Consider the following 18,715-nt stretch of genomic DNA (forward strand, 5'->3'; position numbering starts at 1 on the left):
ATGACACCGCATCACGATGAACCTTTTCGATTGCATACCCCCGAATTTTCGGGCTTGAACCAACAACTCGACCGTCGCGATTTTTTAAAAAGAACGGCGTCAGGTTTGGGAGCGATGGCGCTGGGTAGCTTGTTAGGAACGCCAAGTTTTGGGGCAACGCCGATTTTGCCCAAAGCCAAACGGGTGGTTTACTTGTTTATGGCAGGCGGGCCTTCGCAGTTTGAAACCTTTGATTATAAACCCAAATTGCAGTCGATGCTGGGGGCGGCCTTGCCCGATTCGGTTCGGAAGGGGCAACGCCTGACGGGCATGAGCGCCAACCAAGCGTCGCTGCCGATTGCGCCGAGTGTATATGGATTCAAACAGCACGGCACCACGCGCACATGGGTCAGTGAGTTGCTGCCTTACACGGCGCAGGTGGTGGATGACCTGTGCTTGATAAAGTCGGTTTACACCGAACAAATCAACCATGACCCTGCTATTACGTTTTTCCAAACGGGGCATCAACTGCCTGGGCGACCTTCGATTGGGTCGTGGGTAAGCTACGGATTAGGGTCTGAAAATCAGAATTTACCGTCGTTTATTGTGTTGGTTTCAAAAGATGCTTCCAAAGACCAGCCTTTGTACGCGCGACTGTGGGGCAATGGCTTTCTGCCGTCGGAATACCAAGGCGTACAGTTTCGGTCGGGCAAAGACCCCGTGTTGTTCCTCAACAACCCCGAAGGTTACGACGGAAACGACCGCGAGCAGATGTTGGGGTATTTGAGTCAACTCAACCGCTTGCAAAACGATACGTGGGGCGATCCCGAAGTGAACGCCCGCATTGCGCAGTACGAAATGGCGTATCGGATGCAGACTTCCGTGCCTGAAGTGATGGATACCAGCCAAGAACCCGACGAGGTATTTGACCTGTACGGCCCTGGCAGCCGTGACAAGGGAAGCTATGCGGCCAACTGTCTGCTGGCGCGTAAGTTACTGGAAAAAGATGTTCGTTTTGTGCAGCTCTATCACCAAGGGTGGGATCACCACGGTTCATTGCCCAAAGGCATGGCCAAGCAGTGCAAACAAATTGACCAAGCCACGGCAGGGTTGTTGATTGACCTCAAGCGCCGAGGCTTGCTCGAAGATACGTTGGTCGTTTGGGGGGGCGAATTTGGACGTACGGTGTATTCCCAAGGAAAATTAGCGGCCAACGATTACGGTCGTGACCACCACCCGCGCTGCTTTACGATGTGGATGGCAGGGGCTGGCGTGAAGTCAGGGTTTTCGTACGGACAAACTGATGATTTTAGCTATAACATCGTTAAAGACCCCGTCCACGTCCATGATTTTCAGGCGACTTTGCTGCATTTGATGGGCGTTGACCACGAGCAGCTGACCTATAAATACCAAGGCCGCCGTTTCCGACTTACGGATGTACACGGGAAGTTGGTGAAGGGAATTTTGAGTTGATGGTTGCGTCGGAGACGCTGGGCCGTGTGGGTCCCAATTGGAAATTGGGACCAGCGCGCGCGGGAAAAAACTTTTATATTTTTTTGAAAACGCAGGCAACCTTTCGCCTGCGTTTTTTATTATAAGCCCAAAATTCACGCCATTTGATCACACTTGCTACCATACAAAAAGCACAGCACCACGATAAAGTCGCTCAAAAACAACTTTTTGAAGGCTATGCAACGGTTATTTATCGCTTGGCTTTTAGGTACTTGCGGGAGCGAACCGATGCAGAAGATGTAGTTTCGGAAGCGTTTTGCTTGGCTTTTGAAAATATGGCCAAGGCGACTTTTCAGAGCGTGCCATTTTTTGAAGCTTGGTTGAAACGTATCACGGTCAATGAGGCGTTGAAATCGCTTCGTAAGCGCGCCAATTTTCACTTGTTGTCCGATTCTGAGTTTGAAATTGAAGCCATTAGTGACAACACCATTGAGAAGCTTTCGGCCGCGCAAATTTGGGAAATCGTTTCGCAGCTTCCCGTTGGCTACCGAACGGTTTTTAACCTGTACGAAATCGAAGGCTACAGCCATGCCGAGATTGCTAAAATGCTGAACATCTCGGAAGGAACATCCAAATCTCAGTTGAGTAAAGCCAAGTCATTGCTGCAAAAAAAGGTCATTGAATTAGAGAAAGACTATGCACAATCAAAAACTATTCGATAAAATCCGAGATACGCTCGCCGAAGAAACGCCGCAAGATTTTGCCCCCCTCGACTGGGATAAAAATGCCGTGTGGGAGCGTATCGAAACGCGAAATTCGCCCCGCCGTGGTTTTGCTTTTGGTAGATGGGCGGCGGTGGCTGCTGCTTTCATTGGGATAGTATTGTTGGGTAAATGGTTGTTAAATCCCCATTCTTCGACCCAATTACCTCCAAGCTTGACCAAAATTACTCCGCAACCTAGTCTTTCTAATCCTCCCGTAGAGCCATTAAAAGTAGCAGCCACTCAACGGAATAAGGCTTTTTTGAAGAAAAATAAAAGCTACGGATACATTGAAAGACAGTTAGTTGTGGAGGATACTTGGGCCGTTGAGCCAGCGGATTCAAGTAGGCTTGTAGAGGTTGCTGTTCAAACCGATGTAATCACCTCACCCCCGTCTCTCTCTTTGTTGGAGAAGGGTGAAGCGTTTTCCCGTGCCCAAAAGGAAGAAGGCGAAGCCCAAAAAAGTCCCCTTGTGCTGAAAGAAGACGGAGATTCAGGGGGGGAGGTCAAACCCAAAGAACGGGTGCTCATTGTCGATATTGATTTACCCGAATTGCCCGAAAAACCTTCGGTCAATGATTTGTTAAAAACCTCGTTTTTAGAGCGGTTTAGCCGAGAAACTCGCCGTTTTCGTACGGAGCGAAAATTTGATTTAAGAGCCTTAGATCGTCGCGCTGGCAAAGGCGTGTGGTCGTTGATGGCGCACAGCCTTGTCGTTCCAGGATCCAAATAATAATCTATTACAACCATGAAAACAATCGTTCTATTTAGCCTTTTGGCAGCTACGCACCTGACCTTCGCTGCCGACTCTCTCATTGTGAATGCGGGTTCCGCGAGCCGTGTTATTTTTTACGGGAAAACACCCGCAGATTTACAAAAATTAGAGCGTTTGGACTTGAACAAGCTCCTGCGTGACCTGAATCAAACCAAGGACTCTACTTTGGGGCACATTCAGCTGAGTTCGGCGCCTTATCGTGCAACGGTCAAACCACTTCCCAAATGGCAGCAATACTGGCAAGAGTATAAGAAAAACACGTTTTTTAATTTGCATTTGGGAATGGGTAGTTACACTTTTTTCAACCAGCCCATTGGTCGGTACGAATACTTTAGACTCAATGACCCTTCAGTTTTTATGGACAACCCACCGAGCAAAAGATATACGGTTTTTAATTCGCTTTGGTTACGAACCCGTTCGGTGGTAGGGGTGAGTTTGGTACACGACGCTTATTGGTGGAATGGAAAACGAATGGGAATGAAATTTAGGTACGGAGTAGGGATAGAAGCGTTGGGGCTGAGGTACCAATATTCCAATGTTGAAAAAATGGAACCAGAAATGTTCTCTGACAATCGAATATCTTCTGCCAAATACGATTATTACCGCAATACGTTGATGCTTATGCCCCAGCAAACTGATGTGCGCGCGTTCAGTTATAATTTTCAATTAATGCCAAAAGTGTTCCTCAAAAACAAAAAAGGAAAAGAAACTTTCTCGTTGGGTGTAGGGGTTCGTTACAATGTTAGTAGGATGAAACAGCCATTGGATGCTGGCAGTATGATGAGTGGCTGGGGTGGATACTCCATAGATTCAGATGGAGTTTTGGGAAGTCGGGTTACGGCCACTAGCGGCCCCGTTATTGCTTCTAGAGATATGTATTATGCTGTCAAAGAGGGCGGCCTAAAAAACTTCACTTACATGGCAGAAGTGGGTTACCGAAGTGTGTCGCTCTTTTTTAATTATACGCCTTCATTTACCCAAATTACACCTAGCTTAACTAGGTTCGCCACCAGCAATGCCCAATACTACAATCAGCAAAGTGGTACACTCGGCTTTATCAATTTTGGCGTAAAAATTGGACGTTAGTTCCAGATTTGCGTCGGAGACGCTGGGCCGTGTGGGTCCCAATTTTAAATTGGGACCAGCGAGTCCAGCGAGTCCGTAGGACTCGCCTAAATACGTCATTCGTCCCTCGTCATTCCCTCTACCGTTCTGCGTGGGCTTTTTGGTACGAAAAGGGACTCATGCCTGTAATGGCTTTGAACTGCTTATAGAAACAAGTGAAGTTGTTGAAACCACTTTCAAAACAAATTTGCTTGATGGTCATGGGCGTGTTAATGAGCAACTTACAGGCATTTCCTACCCGTATTTCGAGCAAAAATTGAGAGTACGATTTGCCCGTTCGGTGTTTAAAATAGCGGCAAAAAGAGTTAGGCGTGAGCCCCGCCAGCGACGCAATTTCTTGCAGTTTTATCTTGTTATGAAAGTTCTGGAGGGTATATTTATAAATACCGTGCAGTCGTTCATTTTCAAGGTCGGAGGCGTCGTATTGAAAACTAAGGGAAGATAATAGGTCATTCTCGTCGCAGTGTTGTGCCAATAACAAACACTGAATCAGAGCGATGAGTTGGTAGGTGCCTTCCGTGGAGAAAATGACTTCTATTTGTTGGGCCATTTGTTGGCTCAATTCTTCCGAAAACGAGATACCCCTTTTGGCTTTCTCAAGCACATTTTTCAGCATTTTATTCTCGGGGAGTTGTAGAAATTGGCTTCCCCAGAAATCTTCGGTAAAATGAATCACTGAAGAATAAAACTCACTACCCTTGGGGCAATTAACTTTCTCTTCGTGGTCAAAGTGCCAGTAATGTGGCAAATTAGCCCCCACCAGCACTACATCTCCAGGTTTGAAGCGTCGGATACTGTCGCCAATAAACTGCGTTCCGCTGCCTCGGCGAAACCAAACCAATTCTACTTCTTTATGGCAATGCCAACGGTTGTTGATGTTTGGAATCGTGTCGCGACGAAGGCTAAAGGAGCGATTAGGACTAATCGCAACCTGTAAAAGCTGTGGCTTCATAGTAGAAAAGTTAGCAGAAAATACTCATTTATGTCTGTTTTGTAGTTAAAATAACTTATAATCTTGATAATTTCCAAATTTATACTGGATTAGAAATACACGTACTTTGTAAAACCAATAGTTCTATTTCTAATCATAGCCCTAACTCTATAAGTCTCTACACGCATTATGAAGCACTTATTGAAATCTTTTGCCTTCCTCTTTTTATGTTATTTTCAAACCTTTGGCCAATCGAGCCAAAAACTATGGTATGCCAAGCCCGCCGAACGGTGGGTGGAAGCATTGCCATTGGGCAATGGTCGCATTGGGGCGATGGTGTTTGGCGGTGTCAATGAAGAATTGATACAGTTGAACGAATCAACGCTGTGGTCGGGTGGGCCGCTCAAAAAGAACGTCAACCCCGAATCGCACCAGTACCTCAGTGCGATTCGCGAGGCGTTGTTGGAAAAAGAAGATTATTCAAAGGCCAACGAACTCACCAAAAAAATGCAAGGGTTTTATACGGAGTCGTACTTGCCGTTGGCCGATTTGATGATTAAACACCGTTTGGCAAATGGCACGCCAACTGCCTATTACCGCGACCTTGACATTTCAAAAGCCGTTTCCACTACCCGTTTCACGCTTGACGGAGTTACTTACGTTCGGGAAGGTTTCGTTTCGGCACCTGCCAATGTATTTGTGGTACGTTTGAGTGCCGATAAGTCGAAGCAACTCAACCTTGACATTAGTACGCGTTCCAAACTACGGATTGAAAAACAACCGTTGAGTAACACCGAACTGGTCGTTAATGGCAAAGCTCCTGCGAAAGTGGACCCATCCTATTATAACCCCAAAGACCGTCAACCAGTCATTTACGAAGATACCGAAGGCTGCAATGGAATGCGTTTTCAGTACCGAATCAAAGCGGTTGCCAAAGACGGTTCGGTAAAAACTGACACCGCAGGTATCCACATTGAGAAGGCCAGCGAAGTAGTTTTGTACATTGTGGCTGCTACCAGTTTCAATGGGTACGACAAATGCCCCGATAAAGACGGGAAGGACGAAAAACAACTGGCGGCTGGTTTCCTTACCAAAGCCATCGCGCAGCCATACGCGACCTTATTGAAACAGCACCAGGGCGAATATCAATCGTATTTTAACCGTTGTCAACTGACGATTAAAGATACCCTGAATGCCAATACAACCCCTGTCCCAACCGACGAACAGCTAAAAGCATATACGGCAGGCCGTTACAATCCTGATTTGGAAGTGCTTTATTTTCAGTACGGTCGTTATTTGTTGATTTCGTCGTCGCGCCCAGGTGGGCCGCCTGCCAACTTGCAAGGAATCTGGAACAAAGAGCTTCGTGCCCCGTGGAGTTCCAATTATACCATCAATATCAATACCGAAATGAACTACTGGCCTGCCGAAGTGACCAACCTTTCGGAAATGCACCAACCACTGCTTGATTGGATTCAGCATTTGGCCAAAACGGGTCACGAAACAGCCCACGATTATTACCGCGCCAAAGGATGGGTAGCGCACCACAACTCCGACATTTGGGCGTTGAGCAATGCCGTAGGCGACGTAGGTGCGGGTGACCCCGTGTGGGCCAACTGGTATATGGGTGGCAACTGGTTGTGCCAACATTTGTGGGAACATTATCGGTTTACGGGCGACAAAACGTTTTTGGCCCAAAAAGCCTACCCTGTAATGAAAGAAGCCGCGCTCTTTACCCTCGATTGGTTGGTGACAAACAAAGATGGCTACCTCGTAACGGCCCCATCAACCACGCCTGAAAATAAGTTTTTTGACGCGGCGGGCAAGCAGCAAGGCGTATCGGTAGCGACCACGATGGACATGTCGATTATCTGGGATTTGTTTACCAATCTCATTGATGCTTCGACGGTGTTGGGCCAAGACAAAGAATTTAGAGAGTTGCTGATTGCCAAACGAAACAAGCTGTTGCCGTTGCAAATTGGCGGCAAAGGTCAATTGTTGGAATGGTCGAAAGATTTTCCCGAAACCGACCCACGCCACCGCCACGTTTCGCACTTGTTTGGTTTGCACCCAGGGCGTCAGATTACGAAAGAAACACCTGCCTTTTTTAATGCGGCCAAAAAGACCTTGGAACTACGAGGTGATGAAGGAACGGGCTGGAGCAAAGGTTGGAAAATCAACTTTTGGACCCGATTGCTGGACGGTAATCACGCTTACACCCTCATTCGGGAGTTGTTGAAATATACCAACGAAACAGGAACCATCATGAGCCGTGGCGGAGGAACGTACCCTAACTTATTCGACGCTCACCCACCTTTTCAGATAGATGGGAACTTTGCAGGAACGGCAGGTATGGCCGAAATGCTCCTCCAAAGTCACCAAGATAAACTGCACTTATTGCCTGCGATACCTACCAATTGGCCATCGGGCAAGGTCAGTGGTTTGCGTGGGCGCGGAGGGTTTGGAGTGTCGATGCAATGGGAAAAAAATACCCTGACCCAAGCCCAAGTGAAGTCAATAAACGGCGAAGAATTGCGCCTTCTCACCCATAAACCCGTGACTGTCCAAGGAACAAATACCACTTCCGTAAAGACGGCCGATGGGTACGTTTTGCAATTAAAAACGCAAAAAAATAAAACCTATTTACTGACTGTAAAATAAGGCTCGAAGCATTAAAAAAATAAGGAGTTGCTATGATGGCAAATAGCAACTCTTTTGCTATCACTATGCCTAAAATACGAAAAACAGGCTATAAATAAGTCGGATTTGTACAAATATTTTACGGTTTTCTCCATTCTTTCGCTCCCCCGTGAGTCTTAAATTTGTCTAACCATTTCGCCGAATCTTCCTATGCAAAACAACCCTAACATCTGTTCTTTTACCAATTTTTAACCTTTAATCATTTTAACTTATGGCAATTCATTCTACGCCTTTTGAAAGGAGTACAGGCACCCCTTTGCCCCAAAAACGGGTGATGTACGCAACGCAAGACAGTAACAAACAAAATTTTTTCACCCTAACACGTCGGTTACGCATTGGCTTTAAGGCCAGTGTATTGGCACTGCTGGTGTTGTTGGCAGGCATGGTGCAAGGGGCTTTTGCACAAAACCGACAAATCTCAGGGACGGTCTTTGACGCCAGCGGCGTGCCTCTGCCAGGTACGAGCGTGAAAATAAAGGGCACGGTGACAGGTACCATCTCCGATGCCAACGGCAAATACAGTGTTCAAGCTGCCAACAATGCCACGTTGGTGTTTAGTTACATTGGGTATATTTCGCAGGAAGTACTGACCGATAACCGAAGCGTTTATGATGTAACCCTCCAAGCCGACGCCTCCGCTCTTTCGGAAGTGGTAGTGGTGGGTTATGGCACGCAGAAAAAAGTAAACTTGTCGGGGTCGGTAGCGACGGTATCGGGCGTGGAACTGACACAGCGCCCCGTGCCTAACATGCAAAACTTACTTCAAGGACGAGTAGCAGGTTTGGACATTATCCAAAGTACGGGCGAGCCAGGCCGCGACGATGCCTCTTTCCAGCTCAGGGGATTTGGGTCGTTTGGTGCATCTTCAGCTCCTTTGGTCTTGGTAGATGGGGTCATTGCTTCCATCAAGAACCTTTCGCCGCAAGACATTGAAAGTGTGACCGTTCTGAAAGATGCTGCGTCGGCTTCTATCTACGGAGCGAGGGCAGCCAACGGGGTTATTTTGATTACGACCAAAAAGGGAAAAGCAGGCAAAACCCAGATTGAATACAACGGAAGCATGGGCGTGAGTGAAGCTACGAAATACCCCGAGCTCATTACTAACTCGGCGACGTATATGGAAATGTACAATTCGGCGCGCCTTCGCAGCGGACAACCTGTGCTTTATACCCAAGCCCAAATTGATTTGTACAAAAACAATCCCAACAGCGACAAGTACCCCAATTTTAATTGGCTAGACCATGTGCTAGGCAAAGGCCCGATTCAAAATCACCACATCGGGTTTTCGGGTGGAAACGAACAGACGATTTACAATGCTTCTTTTAATTACTTAGACCAACAAAGTATCACCAAAGGGTATAAGTACAAGCGATACAACGGGTTAATTGACTTTTCGTCGCAAGTACACAAGCGGGTGCGCGTTGGTACAAACATCAACTTGTCGTTTCAGGATGCAAAAGCGCCTTGGTTGACCAACGACAACCTGTTGCTGCTCGCCTATGCCTCGGCACCGACAATGATGCCGTTTTTGCCCGACGGAAGTGGAAGAGCGACTAACCGCGATTTTACGACCAACGGAACAGGAAACCGCAGCGTAGAAGAAGTGTACGCGACGGGTGGGCAATTCACCAAAACGTACAACGTCAACGCCCAGGCGTTTGCTGAAGTAAGCATTTTGAAAAACTTAAAATGGATGAGTAAGGGAGCCATTACGTATTTTGATGAACAATACAAAAACCGTCAGTATCCATCGCAGTCGTTTGCGTACCAGCCAGATGCCTCAGGAAATTACGTGCAAGTGGCCAACGGTAATCCCGATTTCAATGGGCTTCGACAAAATGAAACCCGCGCTATTACGAAAACGTTTTTCAGTACGCTCAATTACAGCACCCAATTTGGTACCGACCATAACCTGAACTTACTGGCGGGTTATGAGCAACAAAACAATTTCACCGAAAACGTAGGCGGGGCTAGATACGACTTCCCAACTACGTCCATCATGGTGCTTGACGGTAGCGGCCCGACCAACCAAACAACCAACGGTGGTGCTTCCGAATGGGCCTTGCAGTCGTTGTTTGGAAGAGCCAATTATGATTTCAAAAACAAATATTTCCTCGAAGGTAACATTCGCTACGACGGAACGTCGCGCGTGGGAATCGACAACCGTTGGGGGATTTTTGGTGGAGGCTCGGGTGCATGGAAGCTCTCCGAAGAAAACTTTATTAAAAACAACGTGTCGTGGATTGATAACCTAAAACTCCGCGCTTCGTACGGTACGCTTGGAAACCAAGAAATCGGGAACTACCCTTACCAAGACGTACTTAACTTAACGGCCTATCCTTGGAGTTCTTCGCTCACAACGGGAGCGCAGTTGACTCGCTTGGTGACCAAAGATTTGCGGTGGGAAAAAACGTCGATGTTGGATTTTGGGCTAGACGTTGACTTGTTCAAAGGGCTCTTTGGCGCTACCATCGACTGGTACAAACGCGATACCCGCGACATCCTCACGCAGCGCCAAGATTTGCCAAACAGTGTAGGACTTACCGCGCCTATTGTCAATGCAGGAGCAATGCAAAACACAGGGATTGAGTTGGAATTGAGACACAACAAAACCATCAATGAGTTCAATTACGGGGTGGGTGTGCTTTTCCACCGCTATCGCAACAAAGTAACCAATTTGTTGGCCGAGACCCTAGGGACAATCGAAATAGGACAGCCGTACAACAACTTCTTTATGTATGAGTGGGCGGGAATTTTCCAAAGCCAAGACGAAATCAACAGTTCGCCTAAGCAACCTAATTCAGGTACGCTCAAGCCAGGTGATTTGAAAATCAGAGACTTGAATGGAAACGGCACCGTTGGCCCAGAAGACCGAGTACGCATTAGCCGTTTCCCTTCGTACAACTATTCGTTTAACCTCAATGCAGGCTGGAAAGGCTTTAACCTAACGGCGTTTTTCCAAGGGGTACAGGGAATCAAGACCCAAGTGAGCGGTTGGGGATACGAGCCATTCCAACAAGGTTCGGCGCCTCCGTTGCGCTTCCTAAACGCTTGGTCACCTACCAACCCTAGCACCACCGTTCCTGCCGTGTATCAAGTGGGCTACCCAGGGGTGTCAGGTTATACTTCTACTTATTTCTTGCAAGATGCGTCGTATTTGCGTTTGAAAAACTTGTACCTCTCTTACACTTTCAATCAAGACATCCTCAGCAAAGTAGGAGCCAAAGGGTTGATTGTGTATTTCTCGGGTGATAACTTAATGACGTGGACAAAATACGAAGGAAACGATCCCGAAAGAGCAGGTTCAGGACGATTTGCGCAATTCCCTCAGTTGAAAATTTTTACGGGAGGATTGAACATCAAATTTTAGGTGATACCGTGCTTTAGTACTCATTTTAAACGTTCGACAACAATGAAATTTTATAAAAAATACATGACCCAATGCCTCGCAGCTTTGATGTGCTTCAGCACGTTGAGTTCTTGCGACAAAGACTTTTTGGATAAAAACCCACTGAATGCCATCTCGGGTGCGACGTTCTGGAAAACCGAAACCGACGTCACTATGGCGTTGGCGGGGGTGTACCGCACGCTTCAAAATGGGATTTATGGCCACCGAAAACCATTTTTTGATGCCTATTCAGACAATGCCTACGATCGACACAATTACTTTGGCTATCAGGCCGTAACGTTGGGGGTTGTGAACCCGAGTAACGTCAATTCGGGGCTTTACAACCAGCCGTATCAGGGAATTGCGGCGTGTAATTATTTCTTAGAAAATGTAGGGTCGGTCAGTGCGGTGTCGCAAGCCAACAAAGATATTTACTCGGCCGAAGTACGGTTCTTGCGAGCGATGTACTATTTCGATTTGGTACAAATGTTTGGCGGGGTCGTGTTGTATAAAGTAGCTCCCAAGACTGCCGAAGAAGCCAAAATCAAACAAAGCACCAAAGAGGAAGTACTCACCTTTGTGTTGGAAGACTTGGATTATGCCATTTCAAAACTGCCCGCCACGGCTTACACGGGACGCGTTGTAAAAGCCAGTGCGCAATTTTTGAAGGCCCGCGTGCGGCTCTACCAACAAAACTGGGCGGAGGCCGCGACCATCACCAACGAAATCATCAACTCAAAGTTGTTCTCGATTTATCAAGGTGGATATGCCAATCTCTTTTTGACAACAACCCAACAAAACAACAACGAGATATTGTTTTCGACCAAATATTTGGCCCCTAACAACCCCCAAGGAAACGAAGGAATGTTGGTGGAAATTGGTTGGTACGGCGCCATTGCTCCTTATCAAAACTTGGTGGATGAATACGAAATGACGAACGGGAAAATGATTTCGGACGCAGGTTCTGGCTACGATGCGGCCAATCCGTACACCAACCGTGACCCGCGTCTGCGCATGACAATCAAAGCGCCTGGAGATTCTGAAACGACCAATTATAGTCATACCGATCCACTTCTGACGGGATTTGCCCAGAAAAAATACATGGATTTGTCGAAATTGCCGTACGATAGAACCAAGATTCCATTGACTGACATGAACGTGGTACACATGCGTTATGCCGAAGTATTGTTGGCATACGCCGAAGCCAAAAACGAAGTGTCGGGGCCTGATGCGAGTATTTACGACGCGCTCAACGCCATTCGCACTCGGACGAGTGTGAAGCTCCCCGCAGTTGACCAAGCAAAATACAACACCAAAGAGTCATTGCGGGAGTTTATTCGCCACGAGCGCCGCGTGGAATTGGCCTTGGAAGGACACCGTTATTTTGATTTGAAACGCTGGAACGCGATGGCTTCGAGACTAACTGCGGTAAAAAATCCTGCGGGACAAACCTTGGTGTTTGGGGAGAAAAACAACGTGTTGCCGTTCCCTCAGTCGGAAGTAGATAGAAATAAAAGCTTGACGCAGAATACAGGATATTAATTGTTGATTGTTTACTATTACTGGCCCCGACATCATGTCGGGGCCAGTGTGGTTTAACGTCTCTGACGTAACTTTGCAGTAATCAATCATCATCTCGGTAGATGAACTTTTATCGTACTGCTTTCGCCCGTTCAACGGGTATTTTTTAGTCTTCTTTCAAACTTTGACAAAGCTCTAAAGCACTACGTCCATTTACTCAAAAAAACGCTGAAGGCATCTTTGTATTGATCGCTGACGGGAATCGTCATCGTGCCAATTTGAATGCTATTTCGGGTGAGACTGGCGATTTTATCCAACGAAACGATAAACGACCGATGCACCCGCATAAACTTGCGGGCAGGAAGTTTGTCTTCCAAAGCTTTTAGGCTCGTCAACGACAAAATAGGCTTGTTGCTTCCCTGAAGGTGAACTTTGACGTAATCCTTTAGCCCTTCGATGTACAAAATATCTTTGAAGGCTACCCGAACAAGCTGATATTCAACCTTCAAAAAGAGCGAATCTTCTTCGGGTTCGGCGGCAACGGGCGCTGCTGCAACGGCAGGGGCTGGTGCGGGGCGGTTGATTAACTCAAAATACGCCTTGGCTTTGTTGGCAGCCCGAAGAAACTCTTCGTAATTGAAAGGTTTCAACAAATAGTCTAAGGCATCGACTTTGTAGCCCTCAATGGCAAAATTATTGAAGGCGGTCGTGAAGATAATGCGCGGGCCAACGCCATTTTGTTGGGCTTGTCCCAAAACCCTAGCAAGCTCGATACCCGTCAAATCAGGCATTTGGATGTCCAAAAAAATGAGGTCAACTTTTTGGTCATGCAGCCCTTGTAGTGCTTCTACGGCACTGGAGTATTTGCCAACTAACGTCAGAAAAGGCGTTTTTTCGATAAATACACTGACCAATCCCAAAGCGAGGGGTTCGTCATCAACGGCTATGCAAGTTAGGTTCATAGGAAGGAGTTTGGGGCGATTGCGTTACATTAGGCGTTTGAATCACCAATATCACCAAGTATTCGTTGGTGGGGGTATGCTCGGTGATGTCGAGGCGATAGCGATTGGGATAAAGTAAATCCAACCGACGGCGGGTATTTACCAAACCAATGCCATTGCTCTCGTCCAAAGTAGGCCCTTTTCCCGAAAAGAGGGTATTTCTAACTTCTACTCTGAGGGTAGCGCCTTCTTGTTTCAAACCTACAAAAATTTCGCTAGGTTGTGTGGCACTGACGCCATGTTTGAAGGCATTTTCCAAAAACGGCAACAAAAGCATGGGCGCAATCGACACATCGTGGTAAGGCTCGGGTTTGTCGAAGGTTATTTTTACTTTATCCGTCAGGCGCAGTTGCATGAGCTGAATGTAGTCCTGTAAAAATGCAATCTCGTGGCTCAGGCTTACCATGCCTTCTTTGGTTTCGTACAACACATACCGCATCATGCGCGAAAGCCGATGAAGTGCCTCACGGGCGTGTTCTACATCGAGCATCGTCAACGCGTAGATATTGTTGAGGGTATTGAAGAAAAAATGCGGGTTGATTTGCGCCTTCAAAAAAGACAATTCGGAAGTCACTTTTTCTTGTTCAAGTTGTTCGCGGATGCGGGCGTCTTTTTGCCATTTTTGAACCATTGTCAAGCTGGTACTTGCTCCTAGCGACAACAACGAGTACAACAACGTAAATGAGTCAAAGCGGCGGCCCCTAGCTAATCCGTCCCATTTTTTGTCGGGACGAACGGCCTTGTGCCAAAGCTCAGGTAAGTTCAACCACGATTCCACACCCTGGATGGTCCAATAAATGGCTATTACGGCGGCGGCGATGGAGGCAAGGTACCACAAGGTATGGTTTTTAAAAAGCAATTTGGGAATGAGTACCTTGGCGTTTAAATAAAAACTACTGATAAGCAGCACCAAAAGTATCCATTGTTTGACCCAGTATTCATCGGGAACAGCCAGCCGTCCACCAAAGGGAGGCATTAAAACTAGCCCTGAGATGAGGGACCATGCCAAAAGATGAATGACAAGCGGTAGGTTTTTTCTATTCGGATTGAGTAACATGTGTTTCTTATACAGTATGACGGGACAATCTTACTTAAAAAACAAAAATGATGGTTGCTATAATCGGCAGTTTATGGAAATTTACCGATAAAATACAAGTCAGATTCTTTTGGCAATCAGTGAATTGGTTAAGTGTCTGTAAAAAAGAAAGTTTAATAACTGTCCCTCTTCTCAACAAGTTGTTAAATTTGTGGCGGTTCGTATATTGATTCGTAAAAACGAATCCCAACAGCTAAAAACCACAATGTATCATAACCCAGTATTATTGAAAGAGTGTTTGGAAGGATTAGATATACAGCCCGATGGCGTGTATGTGGACGTGACGTTTGGCGGCGGTGGTCACTCAAAAGCGATTTTGGCGTGCTTGGGTGAAAAAGGTCGTTTGTTTGCCTTCGACCAAGACCCCGACGCGCGGGCCAATGCCGAAGCCATCAACGACAAGCGCCTGACGTTTGTGGATGCCAATTTTCGTTACCTTCAAAAGTACCTTCGCCTGTACGGTGTCAAGCAAGTCAATGGGATTTTGGGTGACTTGGGCGTGTCTTCGCACCAATTTGATACCCCAGAACGGGGTTTTTCTACGCGTTTTGAAGCATCGCTTGACATGCGCATGAACCCCCGAATTGGCAAAACGGCCCGCGATATTATCGACAACTATACCGTGGAGGAATTACACCGTATTTTTGGGATGTACGGCGAACTCCAAAATGCCAAAACTGCGGCGCAGGCCATTGTGGCGGCCCGTGCCAATCGCTCGATTGAAACAGTGACCGACCTCAAGATGGCCCTGCAACGGTTTGCGCCCCGTGGAAAAGAGAACAAATACTTTGCGCAGGTGTTTCAGGCGCTGCGGATTGAGGTAAACGAAGAAATGGCCGTTTTACAAGAGTTTCTGACGCAGTCGGCCGAAGTGCTCAAGCCTCAGGGGCGTTTGGTGGTGATGTCGTATCATTCGTTAGAAGATCGCCTTGTTAAAAACTTCATTGCCAAGGGGAAATTTTTTGGGGAAGTCGAAAAAGATTTTTTTGGAAACGACCTCAAACCATTGCAAGCCATCACCCGCAAGCCCATCGAAGCCAGTCCTGAGGAAATCGCTGAAAATTCTCGTGCTCGTAGTGCCAAATTACGGGTAGCTGAAAAGTTATAAACCCAAACCATTAAAACTGTTATGGCTGTTAACGTAGTAGGTGGGCCGAATGCAAATGGTCGCCCAAATAAAAAAAACAAAACGGGCAATAGTAAAGTCTTGGGATGGTTGAGCCCATGGTTTAACGTAGAAAATGTAATGGGAGGGAAGCAGTTTCCCGTCAAGTACATCGACGGCTCCCTTTTTTTGCTATGTCTAGGGTTAATTATGGTCTTTTGTCGAATCAACGCCGAGCGCCAAATGCGCCAATTGCGCAAGTCAAATGAAGAGGTAAATAACTTACGGGCCGAATACACCATCCTGAAAGCCAACTATATGAAGATGGGAAAACAATCGGAATTGGCCCCCAAGGTGGAAGTGTTTGGTATAAAAGAGAGCCGTAAAACACCACAGCGGATTGTGGTGGAAGAGTAGTTTGAGGTTTCCATTAAAAAAAATTAGACGATGCTTTCCCGACCCAAAAATATTCGTGAAGATATATCTCGCCGCTCGTGGATAGTGGCTATTGGCCTGATTGTCCTCGGTGCAGTGGTAATTTACCGTATTTTTTATATCCAGCATTTTGCCCTTCATAAAAATAAGCCTTGGATTGAGCACATGTCAACCACGATGCACATTGATACCATTGAGGCAATGCGTGGAAACATTTATTCTAATGACGGGAGTTTGATGGCAACGTCGCTGCCGTACTTTGAAGTATCTCTGGACCCTACTGTCACGGATAGTACGTATTTCTACAGTCGCGTTGATTCCGTGGCGACGCTTCTTTCTACTTTATTTAAACAAAGAACGGCTGAAGACTACCGCCGTGAGATGGTTTTTGCACGCCATGAATTTGAAAAAAATAAGAAAAAAGGAAATCGCAACATTCGGCTGGTGAAACGAAGAATAACGTATCGTGAGTACAATATTATTCTTAACCAGTCTTTTACGGGGGTTGTTTATGATAAAAAAGCAAAGAAAAAAGTAAAAGGGACTTGGAAAGGCTGGCCGTTTTTTCGCCGATTTGCCACAACTGGCCGAAGCCGTGGCGGAAAACTGACGGTGGTTTATGAGCGCTATAACCCGTTTGGGTCGCTGGCCGAGCGTACCATTGGCGATTTAGACAAAAAAACACGGCATGGCTCTTTTGGGATAGAGGCTAGTTTTGATCATCGATTGGCGGGGACGCCTGGTATTGGCTTATACCGCGTCTTGGACGATCAAACATTTATGCCAAACGACGATGACGAAAAAATACAGCCTGTGAATGGTTACGATTTACATACAACCATTGACGTGAATTTTCAGGACATTGCCGAAACAGCCCTGCGCAATACGCTCGAACGCTACAATGCTTCGTACGGTTCGGTGATTGTGATGGAAGTACAAACGGGTGAAATTAGGGCCATTGCCAACTTGTCGCGCTCCTCAGATTCTACCTACAGCGAAACCTACAATCACGCTTTGGCTGGATTGAGTAACCCAGGTTCTACGTTTAAGTTGCCTACGATGTTGGCGGCTTTTGAAGAAGGACTACCGTTGAGCAAGATGTATCATACGGGTAATGGCATCGCCAAATACCGTTCGGCGATAATTCGAGATACCAAAAAAACGGGGCATGGCAGCATTACGGCACAGCAGGTATTTGAGAAATCGTCGAACGTAGGGGTGCATTTGATTATGAAAGATTATTTCTACGCCCACGGAGACAAGTACGTGGGATACCTGAAACGTTTTCATTTGCGCGAACCTACGGGGATTCACATGAAAGGCGAGCCTGTACCAAAGGTTCGGACGCCGTCGGACAAGCGTTGGAGCAAAACCTCGCTGACCTACATGAGCTACGGATATGAGTCGGAGCTGACGCCTTTGCAGATGTTGGCTTTTTACAATGCCATTGCCAACGACGGGTATTGGGTGCGTCCCATGATTGTGAAGCAAGTAAAAGATGCTGATAAGGTAATTCAGGAATATCCTGTGTTTAAAAGTGAAGAACGCATTGCGTCGGAAAATTCAATCAAAAAAGCGCGTACGATTCTGGAAGGGGTGGTAGATCACGGAACAGCTACGAACATTAGAAATGACCATTATAAAATTGCGGGTAAAACAGGAACGGCGCAGAAATTGGTCAATGGACGATACCTGCAAGGGCTATACAACACGTCGTTTATTGGTTATTTCCCTGCCGACGAGCCGCGTTACACTTGTTTGATTGTCGTTGACAGTCCGCGCGGGTTTAGCATGGAGCAATTGTACGCGGGAAGTGTAGCCGCGCCCGTGTTTAAGGAAGTGGCTGATCGTATCATTGGGTACGACATAAAAATGCACCCGCCGTTGACGAAGCAAAAAAATAAAACATTGGAAATGCAGAAGCAACTGCGGGCGGGACATTCGGATGATATTCGGATTGTGGCCGAAGAAATGGACATCGAGGCGCCTGTGAACGTAGATGGTTGGGTGGAAGCTAAAAAAGAGGGAGATAAAGTTGCATGGGCCAACCGCGATACGGATCCTACGAAAGTGCCTAATTTGAAAGGGATGTCGCTACGTGATGCCTTGTATCTGCTCGAAAATCACGGCTTCAAAGTCAAATATTCGGGGCGGGGAAAAGTGGCTTCTTATACCAATCAGGGGGGCGTGTATGCGCTGGTGCTGAGGTGAAAAAAATGACGAACTGTCATCAATAAAAAGGCTTGGTAGGAGATTCCTTACCAAGCCTTTTTTGTATGATTTGCCTAGATTAACGAGGTTTTGAGAAACCTCGACTTTCGGTTTTGAGAAACCGAAAACACGGAGAAAAACCGAAAGCACGGAGAAAAACCGAAAGCACGGAGAGAAACCCGAAACCAAAAACAGGAAACCAAAAACACGGAAACAGGCAACTGAAAACAGGCAA

The 18,715-nt window shown here is 46.8% G+C and carries 13 protein-coding genes; 10 read left to right on the top strand and 3 right to left on the bottom strand.

Translation table 11 applies throughout. The features are described 5' to 3' along the window. The 4 genes from K339_RS0105375 to K339_RS0105395 all read left to right on the top strand — a co-directional run bounded on the left by K339_RS0105375 (window position 1) and on the right by K339_RS0105395 (window position 4,053). Window positions 1-1,452: a DUF1501 domain-containing protein gene (locus K339_RS0105375; protein WP_028522698.1), complete on the top strand. Its 1,452-nt coding sequence runs from the start codon at window positions 1-3 to the stop codon at window positions 1,450-1,452. Between the two features lie 143 nt (window positions 1,453-1,595). Beyond that, window positions 1,596-2,153: an RNA polymerase sigma factor gene (locus K339_RS0105385; protein WP_028522699.1), complete on the top strand. Its 558-nt coding sequence runs from the start codon at window positions 1,596-1,598 to the stop codon at window positions 2,151-2,153. Further along, window positions 2,128-2,925 carry a hypothetical protein gene (locus K339_RS0105390; protein WP_028522700.1) on the top strand — a complete coding sequence of 266 codons (798 nt, stop codon included), beginning with the start codon at window positions 2,128-2,130 and terminating at the stop codon, window positions 2,923-2,925. The genes K339_RS0105385 and K339_RS0105390 overlap by 26 nt, the downstream gene beginning before the upstream one ends. Window positions 2,926-2,940: 15 nt before the next feature. Beyond that, the gene (locus tag K339_RS0105395) at window positions 2,941-4,053 is read left to right on the top strand and encodes a hypothetical protein (RefSeq protein ID WP_028522701.1); all 1,113 of its coding nucleotides are present in this window, start codon (window positions 2,941-2,943) and stop codon (window positions 4,051-4,053) included. Window positions 4,054-4,171: 118 nt separating this feature from the next. Here the strand turns inward: K339_RS0105395 and K339_RS0105400 are convergent, their stop codons facing one another. Next, the gene (locus K339_RS0105400; RefSeq protein WP_028522702.1) at window positions 4,172-5,044 is read right to left on the bottom strand and encodes an AraC family transcriptional regulator; all 873 of its coding nucleotides are present in this window, start codon (window positions 5,042-5,044) and stop codon (window positions 4,172-4,174) included. A gap of 168 nt (window positions 5,045-5,212) precedes the next feature. Here K339_RS0105400 and K339_RS0105405 point away from each other — a divergent pair, with 168 nt between their 5' ends. From K339_RS0105405 to K339_RS0105415, 3 genes are all read left to right on the top strand, one after another. Next, a complete protein-coding gene (locus K339_RS0105405) occupies window positions 5,213-7,684 on the top strand; it encodes a glycoside hydrolase family 95 protein (protein WP_028522703.1) in 2,472 nt (823 codons plus the stop codon). A 250-nt stretch (window positions 7,685-7,934) separates the two neighbouring features. Further along, entirely contained in the window at window positions 7,935-11,093 is a 3,159-nt protein-coding gene (locus K339_RS0105410) for a SusC/RagA family TonB-linked outer membrane protein (protein WP_229598697.1), read from the top strand. Window positions 11,094-11,135: 42 nt separating this feature from the next. Continuing rightward, complete coding sequence (locus K339_RS0105415) at window positions 11,136-12,653, top strand: RagB/SusD family nutrient uptake outer membrane protein (protein ID WP_028522705.1); 1,518 nt, start codon at window positions 11,136-11,138, stop codon at window positions 12,651-12,653. Between the two features lie 182 nt (window positions 12,654-12,835). On the opposite strand, the gene K339_RS0105420 is transcribed toward K339_RS0105415, so the two are convergent. Together K339_RS0105420 and K339_RS0105425 are read right to left on the bottom strand one after the other, a co-directional pair. After that, complete coding sequence (locus K339_RS0105420) at window positions 12,836-13,594, bottom strand: LytR/AlgR family response regulator transcription factor (protein ID WP_028522706.1); 759 nt, start codon at window positions 13,592-13,594, stop codon at window positions 12,836-12,838. Next, the gene (locus tag K339_RS0105425; RefSeq protein ID WP_028522707.1) at window positions 13,569-14,690 is read right to left on the bottom strand and encodes a sensor histidine kinase; all 1,122 of its coding nucleotides are present in this window, start codon (window positions 14,688-14,690) and stop codon (window positions 13,569-13,571) included. Before K339_RS0105425 ends, K339_RS0105420 begins: the two co-directional genes overlap by 26 nt. A 244-nt stretch (window positions 14,691-14,934) precedes the next feature. Here K339_RS0105425 and rsmH point away from each other — a divergent pair, with 244 nt between their 5' ends. Genes rsmH through K339_RS0105440 form a run of 3 tightly spaced genes read left to right on the top strand, consistent with a single transcriptional unit; the run spans window position 14,935 to window position 18,480 of the window. After that, on the top strand, window positions 14,935-15,837 hold the full coding sequence (rsmH, locus tag K339_RS0105430; protein ID WP_028522708.1) for a 16S rRNA (cytosine(1402)-N(4))-methyltransferase RsmH: 903 nt from the start codon (window positions 14,935-14,937) through the stop codon (window positions 15,835-15,837). Window positions 15,838-15,858: 21 nt separating this feature from the next. Further along, entirely contained in the window at window positions 15,859-16,251 is a 393-nt protein-coding gene (locus K339_RS32640) for an FtsL-like putative cell division protein (protein WP_051397820.1), read from the top strand. Window positions 16,252-16,281: 30 nt separating this feature from the next. Then, complete coding sequence (locus K339_RS0105440; RefSeq protein WP_028522709.1) at window positions 16,282-18,480, top strand: PASTA domain-containing penicillin-binding protein; 2,199 nt, start codon at window positions 16,282-16,284, stop codon at window positions 18,478-18,480. The last annotated feature ends 235 nt before the right edge of the window (window positions 18,481-18,715 follow it).

This window comes from Runella limosa DSM 17973, assembly GCF_000482465.1.
Taxonomy (GTDB): Bacteria; Bacteroidota; Bacteroidia; order Cytophagales; family Spirosomataceae; genus Runella; species Runella limosa.

Coding starts and splice junctions, on each gene's coding strand:
- rsmH (WP_028522708.1), top strand. CDS start 14,935: ATGTATCATAACCCAGTATTATTGAAAGAGTGTTTGGAAGGATTAGAT.
- K339_RS0105440 (WP_028522709.1), top strand. CDS start 16,282: ATGCTTTCCCGACCCAAAAATATTCGTGAAGATATATCTCGCCGCTCG.
- K339_RS0105375 (WP_028522698.1), top strand. CDS start 1: ATGACACCGCATCACGATGAACCTTTTCGATTGCATACCCCCGAATTT.
- K339_RS0105420 (WP_028522706.1), bottom strand. CDS start 13,594: ATGAACCTAACTTGCATAGCCGTTGATGACGAACCCCTCGCTTTGGGA.
- K339_RS0105400 (WP_028522702.1), bottom strand. CDS start 5,044: ATGAAGCCACAGCTTTTACAGGTTGCGATTAGTCCTAATCGCTCCTTT.
- K339_RS32640 (WP_051397820.1), top strand. CDS start 15,859: ATGGCTGTTAACGTAGTAGGTGGGCCGAATGCAAATGGTCGCCCAAAT.
- K339_RS0105415 (WP_028522705.1), top strand. CDS start 11,136: ATGAAATTTTATAAAAAATACATGACCCAATGCCTCGCAGCTTTGATG.
- K339_RS0105390 (WP_028522700.1), top strand. CDS start 2,128: ATGCACAATCAAAAACTATTCGATAAAATCCGAGATACGCTCGCCGAA.
- K339_RS0105425 (WP_028522707.1), bottom strand. CDS start 14,690: ATGTTACTCAATCCGAATAGAAAAAACCTACCGCTTGTCATTCATCTT.
- K339_RS0105410 (WP_229598697.1), top strand. CDS start 7,935: ATGGCAATTCATTCTACGCCTTTTGAAAGGAGTACAGGCACCCCTTTG.
- K339_RS0105405 (WP_028522703.1), top strand. CDS start 5,213: ATGAAGCACTTATTGAAATCTTTTGCCTTCCTCTTTTTATGTTATTTT.
- K339_RS0105395 (WP_028522701.1), top strand. CDS start 2,941: ATGAAAACAATCGTTCTATTTAGCCTTTTGGCAGCTACGCACCTGACC.